This is a genomic window from Steroidobacter flavus, assembly GCF_042651805.1.
Classification (GTDB): domain Bacteria; phylum Pseudomonadota; class Gammaproteobacteria; order Steroidobacterales; family Steroidobacteraceae; genus Steroidobacter; species Steroidobacter flavus.
This window is the reverse complement of sequence record NZ_JBHSDU010000003.1, coordinates 782,371-799,724: the sequence shown is the minus strand read 5'-3', so window position 1 is coordinate 799,724 and position 17,354 is coordinate 782,371. Positions and strand designations below refer to the sequence as shown.

Sequence of the window (17,354 nt, the reverse complement as noted above, 5' to 3'; positions counted from 1 at the left end):
CCCTCCTCAAGCTCGCTTCATAAATAGACGCAGCACGTCACGATCGGCGGGCATCAGATGGATGCGCGTGAGTGCCAGGAAGATGACGCCGCCGCCGGCGCTGAGGCCCAGCAGGCGGACCAGCGCCGGATACTCCATGGCCCGCAGCTCGATGTCGGCGAAATAAAGCAGGGTCGCCATGATCAGCGCCTTCGCAATCGCAGGCAGGATGGCGCTCAGCAGGCGAGGCACGGTCTGTTGCATCAGGTGTAGCAGGACGCCCAGCGAGATCACAGCGTTGATCAAGGTGACGATGAAGTAGGCGGCGGCGAGACCGAGCAGGCCCCACTGCACGCCGGTGACGAAGGCCGTGACGTGCATGATGCTGCTGACGATGCCGAGGCGAAGTAACAGATCGGTGCGTCCCAACGCCTGAAACACCACGCCCCCAGCGCTGACCAGCGATTGAATGAAACCGATCGGTGCCAGCCACATGATCAGCGCGGCAACCATGCTCCACGAATCGCCCAGCGCCACGTCGACGAACGGCTCGCGCAGTACGAACAGGCCGGCCATCATCGGCGCGGTGAAGAACGAGATCACCGACAGCAAGCGCAGGTGCATGGCGCCCAGCTCCTGCGGCGAATGCTGGTGACGGCTCATCATCGGGAACAACGCGCGCGTCGCAACCCACGTGAGGTTTTGCAGCGGGAACAGCATCACGCGATACGCCAGCGAATACGGACCCAGCGAGGCCGGGCCGAGCATGCGTCCGATGATCATCGTGTCGGCGTTGCGCGAGAAATAGTTCACCAGGTTGAACGCGAACAGGTTGCCGCTGTAACCCCACAAGCCTTTGGCGTGCTCGGTGCTCCACGTCCATTTCATCTTCGTGTCCGACGCGATCCAGAACTGAATCGCCGACAGTACCGCGACCGTCAATGTTTGCAGCACCAGGCTGTACGGCCCCGCGCCGAGATAGGCGGAAACGACGGCCACCGTGAATCCCGTCAGCAGTGCGACGATCTCGATACGAGCCACGGTGGAGAACTTCGAGCCGCGCTCCAGCAAGGCTTGATGCACGGTCGAGCCGCTGAGAAACGGAAACGACAGCGCGCTCAATTGCACCAGCGGTGCGAGCCCGGACGCCTTGAAAATGGAGTCCGCGAAAAACGAGAAGCCGAGCAGGAACGCCGCCAGCCCCAGCCCGATGAAACAATTGGTCCAATGCGCCGTCAGCACCGTCGGCTCATCGAGCGTGTCCCGCTGAATGATCGCGGACGCCATGCCCATGTCCCGCAACAGCATCGCGAAATTGGTGATGGCGAACACGATGGCGACCAGGCCGAAGTCGGCCGGCGTCAGCAAACGGGATAGAACCAACAGGCCCAGCAGCTGCACGCTGATGCGCGTCACCTGGATCATGCCGACCCAGCGAACATTACGAACGGCGGACATCAACGCTCCTGCCGGGTCGCGGCGACGGTGCTGCCAGCTACTAGCTCAGCAGCGACAGGCGCGGTCTGCACGGCACCGCGAGGTGCCAGAGCGCGCTCGAACATCGGGCGCAACCAGCGACCCACGATTCGATAGTGACGTTCGAACGTCACATACAAGAGATAGGCGCAGCAATGAGCCGCGACCACCGCGATGGCCACGTGAGTCCACGCGCTTTCGGTGTGCACGTACTCCAGCACCAGGATTAAGACGGTGTTGTGGATCAAATACAAACTGTAGCTATATGACGCCAGGAAATTCACCGACCCGCGCAGCACGCCCGGCGCGCTCTTGACGCACATCAGCAGCGCCAGCACACCGAACATGATCATCGCCAGCAAGGTGGCGGTCTGGAAATCGAAGGGATGGAAGCCGGCTTTGCCGCAGTGTCCGATCAGCGCGACGCTGGCGAACACGGTCACCACCGAGGCGATGCTGCGCATGTTGGCGTAACCGTTGGCTCGCCAGACATGAAACAGATAGCCGGCGATCGCGCCCAGCAGCCAGATCAGGCTGAGCGACTTGCCGCCGCCTGCCGCCGCATTCCAGATCAACACCGGCACCGCGAAGGCCACCAGCACGACGCCGCGCCATCGCTCGATGCGCTCGCGCTTCAGCACACAGAAAACAAACAAGCCCATGGCCACGTAAATCCACATTTCGATGGCGACGGTCCAGAACGGCTCGGCGGTGTTGTAGGGACGGATGCGCCACGACACGTCCATGCCGGCGAGCTCGAGCGCCTGGAAGACCGCGTGATCCTGGAGCATCAGCAAATTGCCCAGAAACGCGAGCACGCCTGAGTTCGCGCCTTCCAGTCCGTGACGGGTGGTGACGAGCATCGCATTGAGGATCGCGATCACGATCAGCGCCGGCACATACGGCGTCATGATGCGGGCGACACGATCGGCGAAGAAGCCGGCGAAGCGCGGCTCCGGCTTGTTCAGCCAGTTCAACATGGATTGCATGATCAAAAAGCCGGACAGCAAAAAGAACAGGGCCACGCCCAGATTGCCCAGCGAATGTCGATCCTCGGCGCCGAAGTACAGCGGCAACAGATGCGCTGCGATGACCAGATTGGCGCCGGCGGCGCGCAAGGCATCGAGATAGGTCGATGCCATGTCGCTCATGGCATGACCGTCAGCGGCTTTGCTGAGGGGAGGGCTCATGATTACAACACTCCTGCGCGCTGCATGGCTGGTTGCAATATTTCTTTCCAGCGGGCGCGGCCGTCGGCGGATAGATGTAACTGATCGTCGGTGAAATAGTGGAGCTCCGGCGTGCCGGCGTTCGTGGCGGTGGCGGCGTACAGGTCCACCAAAGTCACGAGCTTCGTATCTTTCGCGATCTGACGCAGGCCTTGATTCAGTGTCCGGCGCTGTTGCTCATCGACGGGCGCTTTGGGATTGGCGCTCGGCGGAACGGTGCAGAGGAACACCGGAACCTGCGGCTGCTGTGTTGCCTTGAGCGAGAGCATGGAGCGGATGTTTGTCAGCGTCGCGCTCGCTGGCTGTTTCGCCGTGAGGTCGTTGATGCCGATCAGGATCACGATGGCTTTCGGATGCAGGTCGAGCACATCTTCCTGAAAGCGGAACAACAGGCCGCGACTCACATCGCCGCCGATGCCGCGATTCGCCACCAGCGTGCCGGAGAAATCGGCGCCGAGCGATTTCCAATTGGCGGTGAGCGAGTCGCCGGCGAACACGATGGCGCCTTGTTTCTTGGCGCGCTCGGTCCAGAAGAAATTACGATTGTCCTTCATCCAGCCGAAGGTGCGAATGACGCCGGTGCCGGGCCAGGCGTCGTTGCTGGTCGGGTAGGGCGTCGGTCCCGACTGTGTCGCCGCGTCACTCAATGCGTGAGTGCCGGCGAACAGCGCCAGGGCGCTCGCGAACATTGCGATGCGCGTGGCGTGTCTCACTATTTAGCTCCAAGGCGTGCGCGTAGCGCGCCGTAGTTGCGCATGCCGAGGCTGTGTTTGAGCAACATGCTCACCGCGTTTGGCGGTGGCAGCGCGCCCGAGAACACAGACAACGCCAGACGCCATGACCAGCGCAACGCGCCGGCTGCTCCAGGAGTCGGACCGACGCTGCGAATCTCGAGGCCGAGCTTTTGTGCCCGGGTGAGGCGAGGATGCGCGTTGAGGAAGGTCTGCATGATCGCCGGATCGGGATTCGAGCTGACGCGCTTCGGATTGCCGACGTTGCGCCACTCGACCAACGGCTCTGGACAAAACACGGCGGCGATCCCGGCTTCGCCCAAGGTGAGCACGAAGTCGAGATCCTGAAAGCGCCGCAGCTTTTCGTTGAAGCGGCAATTCTCCAGCAGATGTCGCGGCACCAGCAGCGTGCTGGTCTGCATGATGTTGCCGGACTTGAGCATGTAGTCCGCCAGATCTTCGCCGGGCAACGGCTCGCGCTTGGGCAGGACATGCTTCTCGTCGTACTCGTTGACCTGCTCGACGGCGCTGAAACAAAACGAGTCGCGCGTCTGGGTGCGCAACAAGGTCATTTGATTGGCCAGCTTGTTCGGTGCCCATAGATCGTCGGCGTCGAGGAACGCGACCACATCGCCGGTCGAATGATCGATGCCACGATTGCGGGCCGCGCCGCCGCCGCCGTTCTTGGGGCTGCGCACGACCAGCAAATCGGGGCCTGCGACGGCTTCCGCTTTTTCGAGGGTGTCGTCCTTGGAGCAGTCGTCGACCACGACGATCTGCGTCGGGCGCAGCGTCTGCCCCCGGGCGGTGGCGATGGCTTGTTGAATCGTGTTGCTCGCGTTGTACGCGGGAATCACGACCGACACGGTTCTAAGAATATTGAAGCTCATGAATTACGTCGCCAGGTGTTGTTGCATCGCTGGGTAAGTCAGCGATGTGGCGAACGATCCGCCGCTCAGATGCGCCACTTCGTAGGGCCGATCTTTGCGCGGGCCAGCCAGGTGAATGACGGAAAGCGGCCGATGCGGTGCCGTCGGCTCGCACAGCAGCTTCTGTTCGGCGTTCCAGACCGGGCAGCTCAAATGCGGCAACCAGTTGAAACGCGCGGGCAGGAACGCGGTCGGCAGGTTCTCCAGATGAATCGCCGCGAACAACGCATGCTGATCCATGTTCACCTTGCCGGTGCGTTCCAACGCTTTCGTGTAGTAGCGCTGCCACTGTTGCCAATGTGGAGCCGTGTCTTTCAGGCACAGCACGCCGATATTGATACTGGTGGCAAACGAGCAGCGCAGCCCGTCGATAACGCCGAACGAGGCCACCATGTTCCCTGCCCACCACTTCCAATCGGTAAATGTTTTGCGATAACCGGGGCCGTTTTCAGTCACAACGGCGGCACCACGCGCGCGTGCGCCTTCCGCATAAGCGGTGACGAACTCCGGCGTCTGCATCCACGCGTCCGCATCGAACCACAAATAAACTTCGTAGCCGGTGAAGTAATCGCGCAGCGCGGTCCGTGCGACCAGGCCGATATTTCGCAACGAGCGCGCCTCCTGCGGCACGGGCAGCGTCCACTGCGGTTGAACGATCTTGCAGCCGAACGCGTTCAGCTGAGCCCGCTGCTCTTCGGTCAGGCCTTGATCGATGATGCCCATGTCGAGCGCGCGGGTCGCCGCGTGCGCACGCAGAGAGCTGATCGCCGCGATGATCCAGGGAAAGAAATGAGCGTCGCCGCCCGTGATGATGATTTCCCTGCTCAAGCGCAAGCTCCTATTGCCAGCCGAAGGCCAGACCGTGAAGATGACCGGGAAGAACTCGAGAGGTGACGATGAGCATCATTGCTCTGGCTGCAGCGGCGGCCGCGACTTGCACGGCGTTGCTGGGCCCGCCCATCGATCCCGCGCGTCCTTACAAACAAACGGGTGAGTTCGAGCTGGTCAAGGACTACACCTTCGGTCGCGGTCGCAAGGATGCGACCATCGATTCGCGCGCCAGGCTCGATCAGGAATTTTTCTACCGATACATCTACGAGAACGGCAAGCTCGACGGCCTGAAGACGTACTGGTCGTACCATCGCGACTATCCCGACGGCGACCCGCGCTCGCTGCACGTGTTCGATGACTGCACGCTCACATTGAAAGGCCGCATTCCGCCGGGCGGCGGCTTGAAACCGCGGGGCCTGGAGTCGGGCATGCTGCGTGGGAAGCTGCCGGTCACCGACGGCATGTACATCGAGATGCGAGCCAAGCTGCCGACCGGCATCGGCGCCTGGCCGGCGTTCTGGCTGAACCCGGGCGTGCAATACCCGGACGGCAAATTCTCCGAGCTGCCGTGGCCGCCGGAAATCGACATCTTCGAATTCTTCAACTGGCAGGGCCGCCCGGAAACGCGCGTGATGACGGGTTACATCCAGACGCACGGCAAGCCCGAGCGCTATGGCAATCCCAAGGATCTCTGGACCAAATTCAAGAAGAACGAGTACGTCCCGGGCTTCGATTTCTCGAAGGACTTCCACGTGTTCTCGCTCGACTGGGTCAAGGACCAGCCGATCTGGCTGCTCGACGGCGAGCCGATCAAACAAACTCACTACGTGTGGAGCAAGCCCGTGCCCGCGCACCTCCTGGTCACCAACCAGCTTGGCATGGTGCTCAAGGGCGTCGATGTCTCGGCCATGAGGGCCGACGAGTCGCAGTGGAACTACGTGATCGATTACATCCGTGTGTGGCGACGGAAGCCCTAACCCTTCGCTCCTCGATCGAAGTTCAGGGTGCCGGTGATGGTCGCTCCGGCAATGGTTGAGGTTGACGTGCTGCATCTCGACTCACGCTCCCCTCACGGGAGTACGCGAAGAACGAATCTGTTGCTTGACCCAGCCCTTTGCGCGTCCCAAGGGAGAGCGCAGTTTCCAGAGTGCGCTCTTGGCGGTCGCCGCGATGTGAGAAGCGCCGGGCATCACCATGGTCATCGCGTCGATGCATAGCACCGGCTTGCCCGCGCCGGTCGCGATCTCGTGCGCCTGCCCGATCTCGCTTTCGTAGAACAGCGTCGCGCCCGTCTCGCGATACACGCGAATCTTGTGCGAGCAGTGCGCGCCTTGCCGGATGCGCTCGGCGCGGCTCGGCAGGTCGACCAGGTGCAGCTGGCCGTAGGAAATATTGTTGGCCGCCAGCCAGCCTTCGGTGAGGCTGCGATATTTCTCGAGGCGGGCGGTGACGATGTGACCGATCTTCAAGGTCGGGCGGAACAGCGGCCGGGCGGTGGCGAGAAACTTCTCGTAGCGCGGGCCGTCGTCGTTCTCGTAAGCCGTCGGGTCGACGCACAACACGCCGTCCATGTCGAAGCACGCGGTCTCGACGCACGCGTGATGAAACGCGTTCCACTCGAACAACCGGGGCTGCGGCATGGTGATGAAGGAAACGTCCACGCTGCTCTTGTGAGAAGGCGCGACGATGGCGGCGCAGGTTGAGATGCGACCCGTGTAACCGGCCTCCTGGATGCGAGCCAGCGCCTTCTGCATCGATCCGCCGGTGGCAATACTGTCGTCGACGAGCAGGATGTGCTGAGCCTGACGCAGCGATGTCAGCTCGATACCGAGCTTGCGCGTGTGGCCGTGACTGATGCTGCCATCGGCAATGAAGTTGTCGATGTCACAGACCAGGCGATTCAGAAACAGCCCGATCTGATACGCGGGCACCATGCCACTGCGCGGGATGCCGACGATCAGATCGACATCTGCCGGAATCGCATACAGTTGCGCCCGGATGGCGTTGGACAGCTGGGCAAATGAAACATAACCAAACATTCGGCGCTCCTGCTCAGGCGCTGGCGGCGGCGGCCGCGGCCGACGAACGTGCGGGGGAGTTCGCACGCGCCTGTTGCAACTCCGCGATGCGCTGCTGTAACTGCAGCCCGCGGTCTTCCCATCGATACAAGGTCCGCGCCTGCTCGAACGCCGCCGTCTGCAAGCGATTCAGATGCTCCAGGCGGTCGATGTGCTCGATGATGGCGGACGTGAGACCCGCGAAATCGGTGCTGGTGATCAAGTCCTCGCGCAGCTTTGCGGGCAGGCCCGCGGCTGCGGCATCGACGGTCGCGACCGGGACGCGGCCGAAGATGTAATCCAGAAATTTCAGCTTGAAGCCGCCGCCGATCAGCTCGGGAACGATGGCGATGCGCGCTTGCGCCAGGAACGGCGCGAGGTTCGTGACAAAGCCTTCGAACCGGGTCGCGCGGCTGCTGGCCATCAACGTTTGTTTCAGATCGTCGGGCACGTCGCCGGCGACGACCAGTTCGATGCCGTTGGCGGCGAACTTGGCGTCGGCATGCTCGACGAAGCGGGCCAGGTTCTCGCGCTTCACGACCCATTGGAACGAGCCGACGATCACCGCACGACGGGGCACCGATGCATCGATGACTCGTTCGGGAGCGACGGCGCCGTCGTAGCCAGGCGTCAACGTGAGCGTGTTGTTGTCGCTGCGATGAACGCGCAAGGCCTGCTCATCTTCAATGGTGATGGCCGACACCAGATCGACCTCACGCAGCAACCGACGTTCCAGGCCGCGAACCTTGTAGTAGTTCTGCCAAAGCGCCAGGCGCTTCGGCAAGCCGGCTTCGGCCTGCCGGGCCATGGCATGCCACAACACTTCTTCGTGATTGTGAGAAACATGGACCAGGATGGTTTTGGCGCCGAGCTTCGTGGCGCGATACGCCTTGCAGCGGTCCAGCGCCCAGCCGGTGCCGTAGCTGTCGAAGACGATTGCGTCCCACGGCTCGCGCAGCTGCTCTTCGAGGAGCGCACGATATGCGCTCGTCGAATCAACAGCGGCGGTCAGCGGGAAACGGTTCAACAAAGCGAGCGCAGTTCCGCGACGCTCACCGGGCACCGACACCCATTCCATACGCGCGCGATTCTTTGGCGTGGCTTCGGTGCCGCCAAAGCCAAGCACGCGCACGAACGCACCGGCTTGTGCCAGCGCTTCGGAAAGTTTGGCCGAGTACACCTTCAACCCCTCGTTCATGGGGTAAGGCACGTGCCGGCTGATCCACAAACATCTCATTCGGCGACCTTGCGTAACGAGGCGACGGGCGTCCAGGTCTGGAACCGTTCGCCACGCACCGATTTCCAAACTCCCAATCCCGCGCCCGCCATGCTGCTGACGATGTCGACGATCTGCGAGAACGGCTTGATCGCGTATCGGGCGCCGAGAATGAAACCAATGAAAGAAGCCGCCACGAGCACGACCGCGGCCCAGGTGTAACCGGCGACGGCCAGCGCTGCGACCACGAAGATGCCGCTCAGCGCGAGGAAGTAGATGCACAGCCAGCGCAGCAGCTTGTGCGACATATATTTATAGACGGTCACAAAGTTCAGCTTGCGGATATGGGGCCAGATCAACCGATGCACGTTGAACGCCTGGCAGGCGATGCGCGCCTTGCGGCCGAACTCGTCGGTCGCGTTGCTCGCCGATTCTTCGTATGCCCGCGCGTCTTTCGACTGCACGATACGATAGCCCTGGATCAGCACCCAGAACGATACGAACATGTCGTCGATGATGTGATCCGGCGGCGCCTTGTGCAGCGAGCGGCGCACGGCGAACAGCGAGCCATCCGCGCCCATCACCGAGCCGGTCTCCTGCTCGAGCCGTTTGATGCCTTCTTCCAGGCGCCAGTACAGCGAGCCGGTCGAGGCCGTGACCGATTCACCTTCGTTCGTATAAATCAGATTGCCGCAGACGCAGCCGATCTCCGGATCGGCGAACGAAGCGCGCAGCTTGTCGAGCACTTCCATGTCCAGCATGACGTTCGCGTCCGTAAACAGGATCACGTCGCCCGTGGCGCGGCTCGCCAGCAGGTTCATGCCATAGGTCTTGCCATGTCGGGTCGGCGAAACATGGAAGCTGATGTGTGGAGCGTAGGCGCGCAGGCGCTTGGCGGTCTGATCGCTCGCGGCGTCCACATAAATAAGAATCTCCAGACCCGGCTCGCGCTGTTTGAGGGCCAACAGGTTCTGCAGCTTCTCGCGGATCACGCCTTCCTCGTTGTAGGCGCACATGCAGATCGTGAAGTCGAGGTGAGGCTGGCGGGCCGGCAGGGGCTTGCCCCGATGTGGCCACAGCTTCTTCATCAGCGTGAGCGACATCGGGTAGGTGACGAAGGGATGCTGGGCCAAGCCCAGGCAAATCACCGCCAGTACCAGCAGGAGGAGTTCGAGTGACATGATCATTCCTTAGACCCGCGCGACTCGCGTGGTCTTTAGCGGCACCGTCGGCGTGACGGTCTGCACCTTCCGCGTGGAAGTCAGCACCAGCAGGCCGAGTGCCAGTCCGTGCGAGAACGGCACATACATGCCGTTGAGCAGGAACGTGAGCCCGATAGCGACGCTCAGCATGCGTGGCAGCGGCGAGGCAAACAGGCTGCTGGCGATAAAGAAGAAATACGTGAACGCGCCGACCAGGCCGAATTCGAACAGCATCTTGGTCAACGGCATGTCGGCCACTTCGATGGTGAAGAGGTGCACGTAGTCCATGAACGCGCCGGCACCGTAGCCGAACAAGGCGCGCGACAGGTTGGGCCACAACATGTCCTCGAACATGTAGAAGCCGCCGACGAAGCGCGCGAAGCCGCTGGAGTTCGGATCGTTGAATTCGTTGGTGCGACTGGTGAGGAAGTCGATGCCCAGCAGCTCGCCGAAGCCGAGCACCGCGACGATGCCGACGATGCCGAGGATCATCAGATCCCAGCGGCGATGGATGAGCACCACGAACGGCATGCAGATCAGCAGGACCAGGATGCCGGTACCGGCGTGCGCCATCATGATGCCGAAGGTGTACAGGCCGAGCGGCCACAGGCGGCGCGTCGTGCACGACTCGGCGACGATGGCCACTGCGAGAAATTGAGTGAGAAACGACGGCTCCAGCATGAACATGCCGGTGGCGCGGACCTGAGTCGAGCCGTAGCTGATCGTGCCCTGGGCGTTGAAGCCCTGCACGATGAACTCCTGCGGGATCAGATTATCGATCGGATACAGAAACGCCTTGTCGACGAAGCCTTGCAGGAAATATTGGGCGATCGCCAGCACCGCCAGCAGGCGGGCGATGTACAGAAAGAACGTGAGCACTTTCGGGGCGAGCTCGTCGCCGCGCTTCACGACCAGCACGTAAGGAAGATGCAGCAGCGCCAGCATCATCAGCGAGTTCAGCGAGAACGTGCCGGCGCGTAACAGCTGCGGCAGCATCAGCACCGACAACGTGATGCCGTAGAAACCCAGGCGGCGCGGCTCGATGCGCACGGCGTCGTTGATCATGCCGAACCCGAGCGTCAGCATCATCAAGGGCAGCGCGATGCCGATGCCGAGAACCGCGTAACCGGGAATGCCGAACTTCGACAACAAGCTGGCGCACGCGATCGGCGTGCACAGCAGGAGCAGGGGCACGAAATCGCGGTGCTGTTGTGCTCGCGGCGCGACGTGGGCGCCGCCAATGTTGCCGATTGCCGTCGTTTCAGCCACTGATCACAGTGCCCAACACGTGGGTCAGGTTGGGATCGAGCTGCGCCTTCATGCGGGCGATGTCGATCAGGCGCGTGCTGTCCCTGCGCGTGCCGAGCAAGCAGCCACGAGCGCGGGCCGCGACGATCTGACCGTCGGCGAACTCGAGTAGCGGCGGCGTGTCGATGATGATCACGTCGTAACGGCCGGCCATTTCGTCCAGCAACTGGGCGAACGGCAGGCGGCTCAACAGCTCCTGCGGATTCGGCGGCGGCGTGCCGGCCGTCATCACATTCAAGCTGTCGAACTGCGCGATCTTGCGGAGCGCCTTCTCGGTGCGGGTCGCGCCTTTGATCAGATCGGTGAGACCGTCGCATTCGCCGAGGCCGAACAGATGATGCTGAACCGGGCGCCGCAGATTGGCGTCGATCAGCAGCGTGCGCTCGCCGAGCTGAGCGAACACGATGGCGAGATTGGCCGCGAGCACGCTGCAACCTTCGCCGCTGCGGGCCGAGCAAACAGCGAGCGTGCAGTCATGCTCGCCCATCCAGCGCATCAACAACTGACTGCGCAACGTGCGCAGCCCTTCGGCGTACTGACCGAAAGGCTCGTAAGCCGCCGCAAGCTGCGGCGACAGCGCCGACTCGCCGATGCGAGCAATCGGATAAGTGAACTGCTGGGCCAGTGCCGCACGCAGCTCGCCTTCGGTGATCAGCTTCATGGCCACGGCCACTTTGCCGAACGGCTCGCCACGATCCAGATGCGCGGCCAGCACCTTTTGCAGATCGGCTTCCGAGATCGCGCCCATGTTCAGCAGGATCTCGCCAATGCGGATGCGCGGGCGAGTGACCCTCGGAAGGCGGGCGCGTGGTTCGACAGCGGCGTCCATAACGGGCGTCCTCAATGACCTGATCTCAGTTAGCCGGGGCGACGTTGGGTTGAAGCTTCAACGCACGGCGCACTTCACGCCGGCGATGACGACGGGCGGCTGCCGGCAGCGCCGGCAATTCCGCGAGCACGGGCAAATCGGTGAAGTCAGCCAGGTCCTCGGCGGAGCGCAACCGGCGGTTGCAGACTTCCAGCGTCAGGATCAGACCGATGGCGAGCGCGATACCCGCGAACAAGCCGACGACCAGGTTGAGCAGAATCTTCGGCGAGTCCGGCAGCAGCGGCGGCATGGCCTGATTCAGGATCGCGACGTTGGTGCGATCGACACGGCTTTCCAGCTTGGTCTGATTGGCCTGCTGCAAGGCTGCGTCATAGGCGGTGCGTGCGCTCTCGATATCGCGGGTCAACACCGACAGCTCGTCCTGCTGACGCTTGAGCGCGATGATGCGGTCTTTCTGTTCGTCCAACGCTTTCTGCACGTCGCCGACCTGGCGACGAGCCATTTCCGCGCTCTGCACCAGCGAGCCGCGAGTCACGCCGATTTCGACGTTGAGCTTGGACTTGAGCGAGGCCACTTCGGCGTTCGACGCGATGTACTGCGGATGATTCACGCCGTAACGCTCGCTGACTTCGGCGAGCTTGGACTCGGCGCGGGCCAGCTCCTGCTTCAGGTTTTGAATGGTCGGGTTCTTCATCAGATCCGGCAGCGAGTCGAGCTGCTCGCTGGAAGTGATCTGCTTGGTGCGCGCGTTGGCATCGAACATCTGCGCCTGCACGGCGACCAGCTGATTCGAGATTTCCTGCAGGCGGGCGTTCTCAACGTCCATGCGAGCGGCATCGACGCCGAGCACGCCGTGATCGGCCTGATACTTGGAGAGACGGCCCTGAGCGGCGACCAGCTCATCGCGCAGCTGCGCCACCTGCTGTTCGTACCAGGTGACCTGGCGACGGGCCGGATCGACCTGCAGTTCCAGGCTGGTCTGGATATAAGCTTCGGCGAAAGCGTTCGCGAGGGCCGCGGCCTCGTACGGATCGCGGCTGGCATAGCCGATACGAATGATGTTGCTGGTACGGCCGGTCTTGGCATCGACGTTACGCAGCAGGTTCTCGACCAGCCAGGAATTCAGATCGGTATCGGCACCGCTGTCGTGGAACGCCGCGACCACTTCGGGATTGTTGGCGAGGCCGGTCTTCTCGATCACCTTCAGCGCCACGTTGCGGCTCTTGATGATCTCGGTCTGAGTGGCGAGGAAGGTCGGCACCAGCGACGGCGCGATCGGTGCTTCCTTCATCGGGTCGTTGCCCTGCAGGGCCACCACCAGCGCCAGCTCCGACACATATTTCTTCGGGGACAGCAGGCTGATCACGGCCACGCCGGTCACCACGACCAGGACGATGAACGTGAACAGAAATGCGCGTCCGCGCAGAACTCTCAACATTTGAGCGAGGCCCATCATAGTGCTGTGTTCCCGGTAACCCTTCCCAGACCTAACTTCAGAACAATCCTTCCTTGACCATCAACACGTCGTCAGCTTGCAGCAGGTCGGAACCCTTCGCCGAGTAGTGTTCTTCCTTACCTTCCTTGTTCTTGCGCTTGATCACCACCCGACGCTCCGAGCCGCGCGTCGTCAGACCGCCGCCCTTCGAAATCGCCCGTGACACCGTCATGCCGCGCTCGAGCTTGTACATGCCGGGCTTCTGCACCTCGCCATACACATAGAACTGCGGGGCGCGCGGCACATACACAGTGTCGCCGCCAGCGACCACGTGGTTCTGCTCGGGGTCGCCGGCGAACAACGCGGCCAGATCGATCGGTGCCTTGCTACCGTCCTTGCGCATCAACGTCGCCACGTCGGCGGCCTCTTCGTTGACGGGGCCGCCGGCCTCGGCGAGCACGTCCAGCACCCGGCTGCTCGACTGCAGCGAGTACTGACCCGGCTTCGTGACATGACCCATCACCGACACCTTCTGGCTGCGGTACTCCAGCACCAGCACCGTCACCTGAGCCTGCTTCAAGAAGCCGCCATCGATGAACGCGCTCGCCAGCTGCGCCTCGACCTGTGCCGGCGACTTGCCGGACACCGGCACCTGCCCGATCAACGGGTAGGTGATGTTGCCGGTCTCGCTCACCCGCACTTCACCGGATAACTCCGGCGAGCCGAATACGTTGACTCGCAACAGATCGCTCGGTCCCAAGCGATAGTCCGAATCGGCCGCGAAACTCGAGCTGCCCAGCATCGAGCAGAACACCAGCACCACCGCACTCAGCATCGAGACCCAACGGCGCGCCATCGGACTAATAAGCATGTCTGTCGTTCCAAACCACCATGGCTGTCTTGAGGATGATCATCAGGTCGAGCGTGAGCGACCAGTGCTGGAGATATTCCAGATCATGCTCGATACGCGCTCGCATCGAGCCGATGTCATCGCCGCCACGAAAACCGTTGACCTGTGCCCAGCCGGTGATCCCCGGCTTCACTTTATGTCTGAGCATGTAGCCGGGGATCAGCCGCCGGTACTGCTCGTTGACCGCAACCGCGTGCGGGCGCGGGCCGACGATACTCATGGTTCCTTCCAAGACATTGAACAGCTGCGGCAGTTCATCCAGCGACGTCGCACGGATGAAGGCGCCAACCGGGGTCACTCGCGCGTCGTTGCGCGTGACCTGCGTATAACTCTTGTTGCCGTCTTCGGTGACGGTCATGGAGCGGAACTTGTAGACCACGATCTCCTTGCCGTCCAAGCCATAGCGCTTTTGACGGAAGATCACCGGGCCCGCCGACGTGAGCCGGATCGCCGCCGCGACCAGCAGCATCACCGGCGACAGCAGCGCGATAGCTACTGAGGAGATCGCGATGTCGCTGACCCGCTTGGCGATCCCTCGTCCGCCGTAGAACGGCGACTCGCACACCGCTACCACCGGCACGCCGTTCACCAGATCGAAGCGCGGCTGCACCAGATCGCACATGGTCAGGTCGGGCACGAAGTACACCGAAGCGGTCGAGTCTTTCAGGGACTGCAACAGCTCGGTGATGCGCGGGTGACGCGTCATCGGCAGCGTGATGTAGACCACGTCGATCGAGTTGCGGGCGATGTAGTCGCGCATCCAGTTCAACTTGCCGAGTACGCGCCCCGAGCACTCCTCGGGCAGCCGGCCCGAATCGCGGTCGTCGAAGTAGCCCAGCACTTCCATGTTCAGCCAGGGCGACTCTTGCAGCTTGCCCGCCAGCTTCGCGCCGAGCCGGTTGGCGCCGGCGATCACCACCTTGCGGGGGGCGCCGTTGTTGCTGGCCCGGACGAACAAATGCGGCGAGTACAGCCGGCCGACCCACAGCACCAGCGGCGTCGAAATGGCCCAGCTGACCAGGACTTCCCAGCGCAGCTGCTTGGCGATGCCCGCGATTTCCATCAGTGCCCAGATGAAGGCGATCACCAGGGACCAGCGGAAGATGATGTCGAGCAGCGACGCGATCGCCATCGAGCGATGCCGCGGCGGCGCCATTGGCAGGGCATCGAGCACGTCGGCTGCGCCGAAGAATGCGAGCACTGCCATCAGGAAGTAGGGCCCCTGCAGCAGGCTCTCGCGCCATACCAGCATGCACAGGCCCAGGGTGAGCACCGGCGTCACTGGATAGAGCAGCGATTTCAGGACGAATAACGAGGTCGGCTCCGACGCGCTCACGCCGGCCGAACGATCGTACGACCTCAAGGGTTGACGTTGATTGATCATCGCACCTCCTGCTCCGTGCGGAAGCAGCTAGCGGCGATCAAAGGTCGCTGAAACGCTGTGGACGCAGGAAACGATGTTTCCGGCGCAGCTGATGGCCGATCAGCAGGACCGTGACCAGGGCCATGAGCCAGCCGCGCGACATCGAGTCGTCCATGCTGCCGGCGGAAGATTCGGGAGCGATACGAGCGTCCTTGCCGCTCAGGCCGCTGCCACCCAGACCGGTGCCGTCGAGGCGCACCTGAGCCTGGCCTGCGACCATTTGCGTGGTCGCCACGGCCGGTCCGGCGATCGAGCCCGTTACATTGCTGTTGATTGCCGGGTTCGCACTCACAGCCCAACTAACGCCAAGGGCCGCCACGGCCCACGCGAGTTTGATCAGACGCATGCATCACTCCTCATCAATGACGCACACGTGGACAGGTCGTCGCATATCGTTGTGTGCGTTTGCGCCCCCGTCCCCACGGCTCGCAAAAAACATCGCAAGACTTTCGTCTCGCCCCATCATCTCTTGCCTATCGCTTGTCATCTGCAAGCAAAGCAAGTTTTATTCCAATGTAATTTTTTCCGTCGCTGAACGGCGAAACATCACACTGCGCGCACCGAAATGCATCAAACAAAACCTATCCAGGCTAATTAGACCAATCTCGTTTGCTGCGCAAGTACAACATTCAAACACGACGAGCAGATGACATGCTCCACACCCGAACAGTTCCGATGCAGCTGTGCATCAATATGGAACCTTGTTTTCAAGTGTTAAATCGCCTTCCGTTGCACCTCTGCTGACAATGCAACAGTGTTTGGAAACATCTGTTGCTTTGCTGCACGAAGTCGATAGTTCACCGCTGCGCTGTTCGCTATTGGCGACAGCACAGATTCAATCTTTCTCGCGAATCGTTAACCGCTCTTCTTTTCTGTCTGTCGCGCGACGGCTTCAGCTGCGGCTTTAATGGCCTCGGGATCGCCCAGAAAGCGACGCGAGGTGGGCTTGAGCGCCTTGTCCAACTGGTAGTGAATGGGCACACCGGTTGGAATGTTGAACTCGACGATGTCTGAATCGGACATGCCGTCGAGCATCTTTACAAGTGCACGCAAACTATTGCCGTGTGCGACTACTAATACATTTCGTCCGGCGTTTAACTCCGGAGCGAGACGGTTGTTCCAGTAGGGCAGCACTCGATCGAGCGTGGTTTTCAAAGATTCGGTGGTCGGCAGCTCTGCGGGTTGCAAATTGCCGTAGCGCAGGTCGAAGCGCGGATGGCGTTCGTCATCCAGCGACAGTGCCGGCGGCGGAATGTCATAGCTACGACGCCAGATCTTCACCTGGTCGGCGCCGTACTTCTCGACGGTCTCGGCTTTGTTCAGACCCTGCAGAGCGCCGTAATGACGCTCGTTCAGGCGCCAGCTGCGTTCCACCGGCAGCCACATGCGGTCCATCTCATCGAGCGCGATCCACATGGTGCGGATGGCGCGCTTGAGCACCGACGTGAACACCTGCTGAAACTCGAAACCTTCCTGCTTGAGCAGCTGGCCGGCGGCACGCGCTTCGTTACGGCCCTGTTCGGTCAGATCCACGTCCACCCAGCCGGTGAACAGGTTTTCCAGATTCCAGGTGCTTTGTCCGTGACGCAGAAGTACGAGTTGGCCAGCCATAACGAAAGTGAGGGTGGAACAGGGGCGACTTTATATCAGACATCGCCCCTAAGCCGCAGGTGTCGCTGCGTTCATTCATATTGTCCTGGCGAGCAACAATCGCTGTCGCCAGTTACCGTCACTTTTCGGCAGAAATCCCGACTTATCGTGTTAACGGAATCGTCATTTGTTAACGATTCCGTCGTTCG

Annotated in this window: 16 protein-coding genes; 1 reads left to right on the top strand and 15 read right to left on the bottom strand. The window is 61.9% G+C overall.

What is annotated here, in order from left to right; translation table 11 throughout:
• Positions 1-6: 6 nt before the first annotated feature.
• Genes ACFPN2_RS09010 through ACFPN2_RS08990 form a run of 5 tightly spaced genes read right to left on the bottom strand, consistent with a single transcriptional unit; the run spans position 7 to position 5,172 of the window.
• Entirely contained in the window at positions 7-1,437 is a 1,431-nt protein-coding gene (locus ACFPN2_RS09010) for a lipopolysaccharide biosynthesis protein (RefSeq protein WP_380596279.1), read from the bottom strand.
• On the bottom strand, positions 1,437-2,645 hold the full coding sequence (locus tag ACFPN2_RS09005; protein ID WP_380596278.1) for an acyltransferase family protein: 1,209 nt from the start codon (positions 2,643-2,645) through the stop codon (positions 1,437-1,439). The genes ACFPN2_RS09010 and ACFPN2_RS09005 overlap by 1 nt, the downstream gene beginning before the upstream one ends.
• A 2-nt stretch (positions 2,646-2,647) precedes the next feature.
• Positions 2,648-3,397, bottom strand: coding sequence for a GDSL-type esterase/lipase family protein (locus ACFPN2_RS09000; protein WP_380596277.1), 750 nt, complete (start codon positions 3,395-3,397; stop codon positions 2,648-2,650).
• Complete coding sequence (locus tag ACFPN2_RS08995) at positions 3,397-4,305, bottom strand: glycosyltransferase family 2 protein (RefSeq protein WP_380596276.1); 909 nt, start codon at positions 4,303-4,305, stop codon at positions 3,397-3,399. Before ACFPN2_RS08995 ends, ACFPN2_RS09000 begins: the two co-directional genes overlap by 1 nt.
• A 3-nt stretch (positions 4,306-4,308) precedes the next feature.
• Positions 4,309-5,172, bottom strand: coding sequence for a glycosyltransferase family protein (locus ACFPN2_RS08990; protein ID WP_380596275.1), 864 nt, complete (start codon positions 5,170-5,172; stop codon positions 4,309-4,311).
• Between the two features lie 68 nt (positions 5,173-5,240).
• Between ACFPN2_RS08990 and ACFPN2_RS08985 the strand changes: the two genes are divergently transcribed.
• Entirely contained in the window at positions 5,241-6,152 is a 912-nt protein-coding gene (locus tag ACFPN2_RS08985; RefSeq protein WP_380596274.1) for a glycoside hydrolase family 16 protein, read from the top strand.
• An 81-nt stretch (positions 6,153-6,233) separates the two neighbouring features.
• On the opposite strand, the gene ACFPN2_RS08980 is transcribed toward ACFPN2_RS08985, so the two are convergent.
• The 10 genes from ACFPN2_RS08980 to gpmA form a co-directional block, all read right to left on the bottom strand.
• The gene (locus tag ACFPN2_RS08980) at positions 6,234-7,214 is read right to left on the bottom strand and encodes a phosphoribosyltransferase family protein (protein ID WP_380596273.1); all 981 of its coding nucleotides are present in this window, start codon (positions 7,212-7,214) and stop codon (positions 6,234-6,236) included.
• Between the two features lie 13 nt (positions 7,215-7,227).
• On the bottom strand, positions 7,228-8,430 hold the full coding sequence (locus ACFPN2_RS08975) for a glycosyltransferase (RefSeq protein WP_380596272.1): 1,203 nt from the start codon (positions 8,428-8,430) through the stop codon (positions 7,228-7,230).
• 35 nt (positions 8,431-8,465) lie between these two features.
• Positions 8,466-9,629 (bottom strand): glycosyltransferase, encoded by a 1,164-nt coding sequence (locus ACFPN2_RS08970; RefSeq protein WP_380596271.1) that lies wholly within the window; start codon positions 9,627-9,629, stop codon positions 8,466-8,468.
• A 9-nt stretch (positions 9,630-9,638) separates the two neighbouring features.
• Positions 9,639-10,919 (bottom strand): hypothetical protein, encoded by a 1,281-nt coding sequence (locus tag ACFPN2_RS08965; protein ID WP_380596270.1) that lies wholly within the window; start codon positions 10,917-10,919, stop codon positions 9,639-9,641.
• Positions 10,912-11,787, bottom strand: coding sequence for a polysaccharide biosynthesis tyrosine autokinase (locus ACFPN2_RS08960; RefSeq protein WP_380596269.1), 876 nt, complete (start codon positions 11,785-11,787; stop codon positions 10,912-10,914). The genes ACFPN2_RS08965 and ACFPN2_RS08960 overlap by 8 nt, the downstream gene beginning before the upstream one ends.
• A gap of 25 nt (positions 11,788-11,812) precedes the next feature.
• Entirely contained in the window at positions 11,813-13,243 is a 1,431-nt protein-coding gene (epsF, locus tag ACFPN2_RS08955) for a chain length determinant protein EpsF (RefSeq protein WP_380596268.1), read from the bottom strand.
• A 37-nt stretch (positions 13,244-13,280) separates the two neighbouring features.
• A complete protein-coding gene (epsE, locus tag ACFPN2_RS08950) occupies positions 13,281-14,093 on the bottom strand; it encodes a polysaccharide export protein EpsE (protein ID WP_380596267.1) in 813 nt (270 codons plus the stop codon).
• Complete coding sequence (locus ACFPN2_RS08945) at positions 14,083-15,516, bottom strand: undecaprenyl-phosphate glucose phosphotransferase (RefSeq protein WP_380596266.1); 1,434 nt, start codon at positions 15,514-15,516, stop codon at positions 14,083-14,085. Before ACFPN2_RS08945 ends, epsE begins: the two co-directional genes overlap by 11 nt.
• 37 nt (positions 15,517-15,553) lie before the next feature.
• Positions 15,554-15,901: a hypothetical protein gene (locus tag ACFPN2_RS08940; RefSeq protein ID WP_380596265.1), complete on the bottom strand. Its 348-nt coding sequence runs from the start codon at positions 15,899-15,901 to the stop codon at positions 15,554-15,556.
• A 509-nt stretch (positions 15,902-16,410) separates the two neighbouring features.
• Positions 16,411-17,166, bottom strand: coding sequence for a 2,3-diphosphoglycerate-dependent phosphoglycerate mutase (gpmA, locus tag ACFPN2_RS08935; RefSeq protein WP_380596264.1), 756 nt, complete (start codon positions 17,164-17,166; stop codon positions 16,411-16,413).
• Between the last annotated feature and the right edge of the window lie 188 nt (positions 17,167-17,354).

Excerpts from the sequence above, each read along its gene's own strand:
- ACFPN2_RS09010 (WP_380596279.1), bottom strand. The coding sequence starts at position 1,437 with ATGTCCGCCGTTCGTAATGTTCGCTGGGTCGGCATGATCCAGGTGACG.
- ACFPN2_RS09005 (WP_380596278.1), bottom strand. The coding sequence starts at position 2,645 with ATGAGCCCTCCCCTCAGCAAAGCCGCTGACGGTCATGCCATGAGCGAC.
- ACFPN2_RS08995 (WP_380596276.1), bottom strand. The coding sequence starts at position 4,305 with ATGAGCTTCAATATTCTTAGAACCGTGTCGGTCGTGATTCCCGCGTAC.
- ACFPN2_RS08985 (WP_380596274.1), top strand. The coding sequence starts at position 5,241 with ATGAGCATCATTGCTCTGGCTGCAGCGGCGGCCGCGACTTGCACGGCG.
- ACFPN2_RS08980 (WP_380596273.1), bottom strand. The coding sequence starts at position 7,214 with ATGTTTGGTTATGTTTCATTTGCCCAGCTGTCCAACGCCATCCGGGCG.
- ACFPN2_RS08975 (WP_380596272.1), bottom strand. The coding sequence starts at position 8,430 with ATGAACGAGGGGTTGAAGGTGTACTCGGCCAAACTTTCCGAAGCGCTG.
- ACFPN2_RS08970 (WP_380596271.1), bottom strand. The coding sequence starts at position 9,629 with ATGTCACTCGAACTCCTCCTGCTGGTACTGGCGGTGATTTGCCTGGGC.
- ACFPN2_RS08960 (WP_380596269.1), bottom strand. The coding sequence starts at position 11,787 with ATGGACGCCGCTGTCGAACCACGCGCCCGCCTTCCGAGGGTCACTCGC.
- epsF (WP_380596268.1), bottom strand. The coding sequence starts at position 13,243 with ATGATGGGCCTCGCTCAAATGTTGAGAGTTCTGCGCGGACGCGCATTT.
- epsE (WP_380596267.1), bottom strand. The coding sequence starts at position 14,093 with ATGCTTATTAGTCCGATGGCGCGCCGTTGGGTCTCGATGCTGAGTGCG.
- ACFPN2_RS08945 (WP_380596266.1), bottom strand. The coding sequence starts at position 15,516 with ATGATCAATCAACGTCAACCCTTGAGGTCGTACGATCGTTCGGCCGGC.
- ACFPN2_RS08940 (WP_380596265.1), bottom strand. The coding sequence starts at position 15,901 with ATGCGTCTGATCAAACTCGCGTGGGCCGTGGCGGCCCTTGGCGTTAGT.
- gpmA (WP_380596264.1), bottom strand. The coding sequence starts at position 17,166 with ATGGCTGGCCAACTCGTACTTCTGCGTCACGGACAAAGCACCTGGAAT.